Here is a 7,680-nt window from a genome sequence, read left to right as displayed (position 1 = left end):
CTATTTTCAAAATCTTAAGGAAGTTTTTGCATGCGTCACCTGAAGAAAGATGCCTTGTTTGTTAATGAACTGTTACTGAGCCTCGTCCTCGCAGGGCCCGGCCTGCTCTGCGCCGAAGAGAAGGACTATGCCGACGACGATGAGATGAGCGAGCGCAGTGGCGAGCTGCGCAATGCCAAGGAGACGCTGAAAGAGGCCGCGGATGTGGTTGAGCAGATGAATGATGACGCGGATGCGCGCAAGGTGCTGGATCGCGCGCAGGCCGTGTTCGTGGTGCCCGACTATGCGCGCGCCTCCTTCATTGCCGGTGCCGCCGGTGGCCAGGGTGTCTTGATGAGCCGCACCGACGACGGCTGGTCCGGTCCCGCGTTCTACAACATCGGCGCCGTCAATGTTGGCGCCACGGCTGGTATCGAGGGCGGCTCCATCGCCTTCATGATCCTGAGCGATAAGGCGCTGCGGGGCTTCCGTGACGAGCACAACTTCTCGCTGAATGCGGATGCGGGGCTGACGATCCTGAATTGGTCGGAGCGTGCCCAGGCCACCGCCGGCAAGGGGGCCGATGTCGTCATCTGGTCGGATACGGAGGGCCTCTATGGCGACCTGTCCATCAGCGTTACGGACATCTTCGCCGACGACGAAGCCAATGCCGCCTACTACGGCAGTGTGGTGGAGCCCGTGGCCATCATCGTCGGCGAGATCAGCGACCCGATGCAGGACAGCGACATGCGCTCGGAGTTCAGCGCGCTGGAAGAGGCCAACAGCGACACCGACAAGCAGGACAAGATGGACGCGGCCGCGCAGAAGGCGTCCGAGAGGTCGGGGAGCAAGGACGGCGAGAAGCAGTAACGCCCGGCACGCGCGGGTCATACGCCGGCGCGTGTGACCCGCCCGCCTGCGGGGCGCCCTGGTGAACACCGCCCGGGCGCTTGGCAGGCGCATGTCCGTAAGCACGGTCGCCAAGCGCACGCTCGTCCAGCGCTGGGCCTGAAGGCTCGGCCGACCGGCTGCATCCAGCTGGCGGCGGGTGCGCGCCAGCACAGCGGCGGCACAGCGTGGTGATTGTTGTGGAGCTCTTCGCTGCCGATCAGCGCACCCCTGGGGAGGATGTTGGTGGAGGCGTCCGGGGTCTCGAAATTGCGATAGCCCCAGTAGTGGCCGACGCCGGTGATGACGCCGGCGGCGAAAACCGGAATCCAGAGCATCTGCACGGCCCAGACCGTGATGCCGTAAATGCCGAACAGCAGCAGATCCATGAGCAGCATCAGCGTGGGTGCAGGGGCTTGACTGGGGGCAAGGCGGGGTGGTCGTGCCGGCCATACGCCGAATTGCAAAGGGGTTGCATGGGTCGAATCCGTCAGTTGAGGAGGTGGGGCAGACGGCCGCCGACGGCGACCCCCACCGCCTGTTGGTTGCTCGGCTCGGGGTCGCCACAGCGGTAGAAGCCGCGGTAGCCGGCGCTCAGGCCCGTGCCCAGTGTGAATACGAGCTCGGCGTCGGCGCGCCAGTCGGCCGCCTCGCCCAAGGGGCGCACCACAACCCGGGCGCCTTCCGTGCGGTACTCGGCGCTAAGGCCGCCGGTGCGCCCTGCGCCGTCGAGCTGGAGCAGCACGCCGTTCAGCTGCATGACCGCCGTGCTGCCGTCCTGGGCCGCCCACAGAATGGGGTGCGACGCGGGGCTGCGGCGGAAGGCACAGCGGTCCGCGGTGCCGAGCATCGGCGCAGCGTCGGCCTTTGGCACGGGGGCGGGATCCAGGTGGCTGACGAGGGTGTTGTCGAGGGCCTGCGCCACCGTGCCGGGCGCCGCGGGCGGGTCCTGGTAGATGCTGTCCACGGTTCTGCCGGCCGCGACCTCGGCGATAAGCCAGCGCATCTCGGCGATCTCCCGGCGCTGGGCCGAGATGATCTCGTCCGCGAGCTTGCGCACGCGCGGATCGCGGATCTGTGCCCGCTCCGACGTCAGGATGGCGATGGAATGGTGCGGGATCATCGCCCGCATGTAGCTTGGCCCGGAGACCGTCACCTGGCTGCGCACGAGCCAGAGCGACAGCGCGAAGACGATGGCGGCACCGACGAAGATGGCCAGGTTGAGCGGCCCATTGGCGTACATGCCCAGCATGTAGGCGAGCATCACGATGGCCATGGCAGCGCCCATCAGAATGGCCATGTAAGCGCGTGTCTCGGAAAAGAACAGGTGCTCCCAGGCGTAGGTGTTCAGATACATCAGGATGAGCATCACCACCGCCGATGTGAGAATCATCAGGCCGAAGCGGATATAGGACATGTCTGGCCTCACTGCATGCGCTGTTGCCCGGCCGACCGGGCCATTCCCGGCGTGCTCGGCGCGGTGGGGTGGCGGGCCTTTGCGCTCAAGCGCAGTGCCGAACAGCGCTCACCCCGACCAGGCCGAACAGACCCCACAACAGCAGTGCACAGCCGATGCCACACCGGGGGATTTCAGGCCCCGGCCGAAGACGTGCGGGGCCGCGGGACGCGCCGCATCCCGCCTGCCGGGGCATGGCGATACGGACAGGTTGGAATCCCACGCCGGCGGTGGTGTTCACCACCTATCAGGGCCGAGGGCAGGGTAGTGGGCGCGGCCTCGGTCGCGCCGCGGGGTTGCGGCAGCGTCGCCCAGTGCGCCCACTGAGCGCGCCTCTGTCGACGCCCCACCGCCGGCGCGGTTCAGAGCCGACGGCATCACCCGCAACGCCCGCACAGACGGCTCCCGCCGACCTGCGTGCCGCGCTGGGAAGTTTGGGCTCCGGCCAACGCAGCGCCGTCGGCCAGGCACCCTGCATCGACCTGCCACCCCGGGCGTCTGCGCGGGCTGGCATCGCGGTTGCTGCATGTCCGAGACCCGCAAACCGAAGCGGGCAGGCCGGCGATGACGCCGACCCCTATTGCCACGACGGAGGATCCCTTGATGAAACGACTGACCGGCTTTTCACTGCTTCTCGTCACCTTCGCGCTGGGCTCGCTCGGCGCGCACGCGCTGGAGCCCTGGGACGAGCGCGCCTACTGGAACGATGACGACTACGGCACCTTCCAGTCCGGGAACTGGGACAGGGACGATTACGGCTACTACGACCGCGACTTCGACTATGAGGCGGACGTGGCTGAGAACGACGAGTGGTGGGACGATGAGCGCTACGCCGATGATTGGTCCGCCTATGAGCGTGCGGACCAGGAATGGTGGAACAGGCCCTTCCTCGGTTGGCAGACGTCCCCCGGCGACATCCCCGAATCCCAGTGACACGCGAAGCGCAATCCAATACCCACCGCAATCCGATTTGGAGACACAGGCCATGAAACATCTCAAGACAACGGCATCCGCCATCGCCTTCGCCGCCGTGAGTACCATCGCCTTCGCCGAGCAGAGCTCGGCGCAGGGCGGGCAAATGGGTGCGCAGCAGCAGGGGATGCAGCAGAGCGACGCAAGCGACCGCCAGGCCCGCGCCGGTGGCGATGAGGGCCAGGGCCGCCAGCGCATGGTCATCGGCCGCGTCGTGGACGATCAGGACATCCAGATCAAGGGCATCGACCAGGCGCACAAGCTCGTGCGCATCGAGCAACGGGACAAGCGCCTGGTGGTGGACCTCGGCGCACAGGGCCAGCAGGAGAAGCTGGATCTTCAGCAAGGCGACATCCTGTTCGTGAGCGGCCGTGCCGGACGCATCAACGGCAAGCCCGTCATCATCGCGCAGTGGGCTGCCGAGATGTTTCCGATGGGCCAGGGTGTGGCCAGCAGCAACTAGGACAAGGCCGATTGATCGGCACGTCCCGTGCGGGGCAGGATGCCCCGGCGTTGTCAGCGGCTCGAGCCGCTGGCAATTCAGCGGCCCGAAAACGGCGTTCTCGGGTTGCCTGCGATTTCCCACCCATTACCCGACCCTGCGCTCGCGTACGCCGCCGACCCTGCGCTCTCATCACCCGTCGACTGTCGGCTTACGCTGTCGCTGACGCGGCCTAGGGCGCGATGGATGGCGGGCATGGGGGTGGCTGCGGGCGGCCTGGCTGCCTGGCGGCGCGGCAGCGAACGGCGCAGCGGGCGCTGGCGCCCGTGGCGGGCTCTGGTGCCTGGCCGCTGTCCGGCTGCCCGCGGGTGAGCCTGATCCAGGTGAGGGTCGCCACGGCGTCCGCCAGCTGCGGATAGACGGGACCAATGCCCGCGAGCCAGAGCTTGCCTGAATGGCCCGCGGCCCCGCGCGAGCGGCTCTGCGGCCGTCAATCCGTCGCCGCCGTCGGGTCCCAGCTCGGTATCAGCTCGGACTCCCGCCATTCCTCGCGGACATCGTCCATGTCCTCGTCCGTCGGGCCGTAGACGAAGTCTCCCGTGACCATAGCCAGTGCCGGGCGCCGTCGCACAATGGCCGCCACCGGATTGTCGCTCCAGAAAGGCACCCGCCATCATGGAGACGGCGGCGGCAAAGGCGCCGGTGATGCCGGCCACCAGCACCTGGTCGGTCTGGTCAGTGGCTGCAGCGACACCGAAGACGAGCCCGAAGACGGACACCGCGCTGTCTTCCATGCCGAAGACGACGTCGCCGGCGGAGGTCTTGAGGGAGCTGCCCAGGCGGGCGACGGGTCCGGGCATGGCTGAATGCGGGACTGACTCTGCAGGTGGGGATACGGCGGTGAGCGCTGCGTGCACGGCCGCCGGCGTCAGGCGCCCGTATGCAGGCTTCCTGCCAACGCGCAGCGGCAAGGCTGCCCCGTCGGCATTCGCCGGACCCCGGGGGAGGCGAGCCGCCGCCAGGCCGGGGAGCCGTGGCGCCGCCGGGGGATTTGCCCTTGCCAGCGGTGGCAATGCCCACTTCGCGCCGCCGCGCCGGGGCCTGCGCCGCATGCTCCTGCGTGGCTGGGGGCGCGCACGACGGCCGGCCGCCGTCCCCCGCGCAATGGCATAAGCGTTGCTGCGTTCTGTCCCGGCCATGCACGGCGCCGGCGACCATGGCGTCTACCCCTGTGGGAGAGGACGGAGGACACAGATGCGCGAGCTGCATATCCAAGTGCCGCGGGGCCGGGGCGGCGAGGTCGCGGCGGCGGCCCGCGAGCTGGTCTTCTCCCTCACCTCCGGTGTCGTTGTCTGGGTCGCATTCGCCACGAATATCGTCCACCTGCTGGTGGCGGCGATGCTCATCGCGCCCTACGCCGGTCCCGCCATGAACGCGGCCATCGGTGCCGTCAGCGGGGATCTGAAGCTGCTCGGCTCCAGCGTCCTGCGCTACTGGGCGGGACTCGCGGTGGCGGTGGCAACCTCGGCCCTCGCCACCTGGGGCACAGGTCTGCTGGGGCCGACGGCACTGATGGTCGATGTCTCGCTGATCATGGAATCGGCGCTGGTGCTGGCGCTGGTTTCCGGTGCGGCCGGTGCCGTGGGCCTGGTGCAGTCGGAGCGCGACAGCCTGGTGTCCACCGCCGCCGTGGGCATGCTGGTGGCGGTGTCCCTGGCGCCGCCGGCGGGCCTGCTCGGCGCGGCCCTGGTGCTCGGGCGCTGGGAGATGGCGCGCAGCGGTCTGTTCCTGCTCGTCCTGCAGTTCCTCGGCATCCTGCTCGCCGGGGCGCTGGTGTTCTGGCGCTACGGGGTTGCGGCGAGCGGACCCCGCTTCGGCCGCAAGCGCCACCGCGGCGGCATGGCGGCGCTGGCGGCGACGGCGGCTTGCCTCATCGGACTCGTGCTCTGGCAGTTCGGCGGCGACGCCGGGCTCGAGCGCCTCAGTATCGTCCGCAAGGCGCAGGAGCTGGCGGAGGATGCCGTGCAGCAGCAGGGGGCGGCGCGAGTGCTGGAGGCGAGCTTCCGCTTTACCGGCCAGCGCCAGGCCGGGCAGGCAACCCTGCTCGGGCAGATCTATGCGCAGCCCACGGGCGATGCCGCGGGTGGGTCGGCGGCCGCGCAGGACCTCGCAGCCCGGCTGCGTGCCGAAGTGGAGGCGGCGCTGGTGGACCGCTGGCGGGGCGTGGAGCCGCAGGTCAGCGTGAGTGTGATGGATTGAGCCGGACTGCGTTCTCGGTCATCTCCCGCAAGCAATGCAGGCGCGCGCGCCGGCCGCCGGCATGGATACTGCTAAGCCAGTTGGGGCACACACCTGCGTTGCCCGGGAGGAGACCGCATGAGCGAGGATGTCACCGGCCGCGTGGCCCTGGTCACCGGCGCCACCGACGGCATCGGCGAGCTGACGGCGCGGCGCCTCGCCGCGGACGGCGCCACCGTGCTCGTGCACGGGCGCAACCCGGGCAAGGTGGAGCGGGTCGTCGAGATGATCCGCGGCGACGGCGGCGACGCGCAGGGCGTGGTGGCGGACCTGGCCGCAGTGGCGCGGGTGCGGCGGCTCGCCGACACGGTGCTGGAGCGCACACCCCGCCTCGATATCCTGATCAACAACGCCGGCGTCGGCGACCCGCGCGGCCCGCGGCGCGAGAGCGACGACGGCCATGAGCTGCATTTCGCCGTGAACGCGCTGGCGCCGGTGCTGCTCACCCGATTGCTGTCGGATCTGCTCGCGGACACTGCCAGGTCCCGGGGCGAGGCCCGGGTGGTCATGGTCGCCTCCGCCGCCCAGAGTCCCATCGACTTCGATGACCCGCAGCTCAGGCACGGCTATGACGGCATGCTCGCGTATGCGCAGAGCAAGCTCGCGCTGGTGATGGCGACCATCGAGCTGGCCGAGCGGCTGCAATCCCGCGGCGTCATTGTCAACGCTCTGCATCCAGGCACACTGCTGGATACCAAGATGGTCCGCGAGGGCTTCGGCCGCGCGCACGGGCCGGCGGCGGACGGTGCCGAGGCCGAGGTCCACCTGGCCACGGCCTCGGCGCTGGCGGGCGTGACCGGTCATTACTTCGACCGCTTCGAGCGCGCCGAGCCCGCTGTCCAGGCCCGCGACCCGCAGGCGCGGCGGCGGCTGATGGACCTCATCCGGCAGCTCACGGGCGCCGGCTGACCGCCGCCGTCCCGCGGGCGGCGGACCTACTGCACATCGCGACATGCCTGAGCTGCGGATCAGCCCCTGGGACATCGCGGTGGTCGCCGTGTACGTGATCGGCACCCGCCTGCTGTTCGGCTGGTGGGCGGCGCGCCGCGATCCTGTCCAGCCTGGAGGCCATCTTCAACTCCGCGGCGACCCTGTTCACCATGGATTTCGTGCGCACCTTCCGGCCCGCCACCAGCGATGCCGGGCTGACCCGCTGGGGCCGCTGGTCCACGGTGGGCTTCATGGTCGCGGCCATCCTGTGGACGCCCGTCGTGCTGAGGTTCCCGACCCTCTGGCAGTACCTCCAGTCCTTCATGTCCTATATCACGCCGCCGGTGACGGCCGTATTCATCATCGGGATCTTCTGGCGGCGGGCCAACAGCGCCGGCGCCATGGCCACCCTCGCCGTCGGCGTGCCGCTGGGCATCCTCGGCTGGATGACCAACGAGCTGTTCGGCCGGCTGTCGCTCCAGTACCTCTACGCTGCCGGGATCATGTTCGCGCTGAGCACGGCGATCCTGGTGGCGGTGAGCATGGCGACGCGTCCGCCGGACCCCGAGCAGGAGCAGCGCTGCACCTGGGGGCGCACCCTGTGGCGCGAGGAGACTCGCGCGCTGGCCGGCACGCCCTGGTATGCCAACTACAGGCTCATGGCCCTGGGCCTGACCCTGCTCGCCCTGGCGATGGTGATCTGGTGGTGGTGAGC

General features: G+C 69.3%; 8 protein-coding genes and 2 pseudogenes. 6 read left to right on the top strand and 4 right to left on the bottom strand.

The window, feature by feature from the left end:
• Nucleotides 1–30 precede the first annotated feature (30 nt).
• On the top strand, nucleotides 31–849 hold the full coding sequence (locus QZ607_RS19965; RefSeq protein ID WP_295886258.1) for a lipid-binding SYLF domain-containing protein: 819 nt from the start codon (nucleotides 31–33) through the stop codon (nucleotides 847–849).
• Between the two features lie 197 nt (nucleotides 850–1,046).
• Here QZ607_RS19965 and QZ607_RS19960 read toward each other — a convergent pair.
• Nucleotides 1,047–1,334: pseudogene (locus QZ607_RS19960) on the bottom strand (hypothetical protein); the annotation flags it as partial.
• Nucleotides 1,335–1,357: 23 nt separating this feature from the next.
• Nucleotides 1,358–2,284, bottom strand: a complete 927-nt coding sequence (locus QZ607_RS19955) for a DUF305 domain-containing protein (RefSeq protein WP_295886256.1) — start codon at nucleotides 2,282–2,284, stop codon at nucleotides 1,358–1,360.
• A 642-nt stretch (nucleotides 2,285–2,926) separates the two neighbouring features.
• On the opposite strand from QZ607_RS19955, the gene QZ607_RS19950 reads away from it, so the two are divergent.
• Nucleotides 2,927–3,256 carry a hypothetical protein gene (locus tag QZ607_RS19950; RefSeq protein WP_295886254.1) on the top strand — a complete coding sequence of 110 codons (330 nt, stop codon included), beginning with the start codon at nucleotides 2,927–2,929 and terminating at the stop codon, nucleotides 3,254–3,256.
• Between the two features lie 52 nt (nucleotides 3,257–3,308).
• Nucleotides 3,309–3,758, top strand: a complete 450-nt coding sequence (locus QZ607_RS19945; RefSeq protein ID WP_295886252.1) for a hypothetical protein — start codon at nucleotides 3,309–3,311, stop codon at nucleotides 3,756–3,758.
• Between the two features lie 469 nt (nucleotides 3,759–4,227).
• On the opposite strand, the gene QZ607_RS19940 is transcribed toward QZ607_RS19945, so the two are convergent.
• Nucleotides 4,228–4,380 (bottom strand): hypothetical protein, encoded by a 153-nt coding sequence (locus QZ607_RS19940; RefSeq protein WP_295886250.1) that lies wholly within the window; start codon nucleotides 4,378–4,380, stop codon nucleotides 4,228–4,230.
• A 61-nt stretch (nucleotides 4,381–4,441) separates the two neighbouring features.
• A pseudogene (locus QZ607_RS25955) lies at nucleotides 4,442–4,531 on the bottom strand (hypothetical protein); the annotation flags it as partial.
• 460 nt (nucleotides 4,532–4,991) lie between these two features.
• Here QZ607_RS25955 and QZ607_RS19930 point away from each other — a divergent pair.
• The 3 genes from QZ607_RS19930 (at nucleotide 4,992) to QZ607_RS19920 (ending at nucleotide 7,678) form a co-directional block, all read left to right on the top strand.
• On the top strand, nucleotides 4,992–5,996 hold the full coding sequence (locus QZ607_RS19930; RefSeq protein ID WP_295886246.1) for a DUF389 domain-containing protein: 1,005 nt from the start codon (nucleotides 4,992–4,994) through the stop codon (nucleotides 5,994–5,996).
• Nucleotides 5,997–6,113: 117 nt separating this feature from the next.
• Nucleotides 6,114–6,944, top strand: a complete 831-nt coding sequence (locus tag QZ607_RS19925; protein WP_295886244.1) for an SDR family NAD(P)-dependent oxidoreductase — start codon at nucleotides 6,114–6,116, stop codon at nucleotides 6,942–6,944.
• Nucleotides 6,945–7,084: 140 nt separating this feature from the next.
• Nucleotides 7,085–7,678 carry a hypothetical protein gene (locus QZ607_RS19920; RefSeq protein ID WP_367268226.1) on the top strand — a complete coding sequence of 198 codons (594 nt, stop codon included), beginning with the start codon at nucleotides 7,085–7,087 and terminating at the stop codon, nucleotides 7,676–7,678.
• The last annotated feature ends 2 nt before the right edge of the window (nucleotides 7,679–7,680 follow it).

This window comes from uncultured Thiohalocapsa sp. (assembly GCF_913063425.1).
Classification (GTDB): Bacteria; Pseudomonadota; Gammaproteobacteria; order Chromatiales; family Chromatiaceae; genus Thiohalocapsa.
This window is presented reverse-complemented; position numbering and strand designations above follow the sequence as displayed.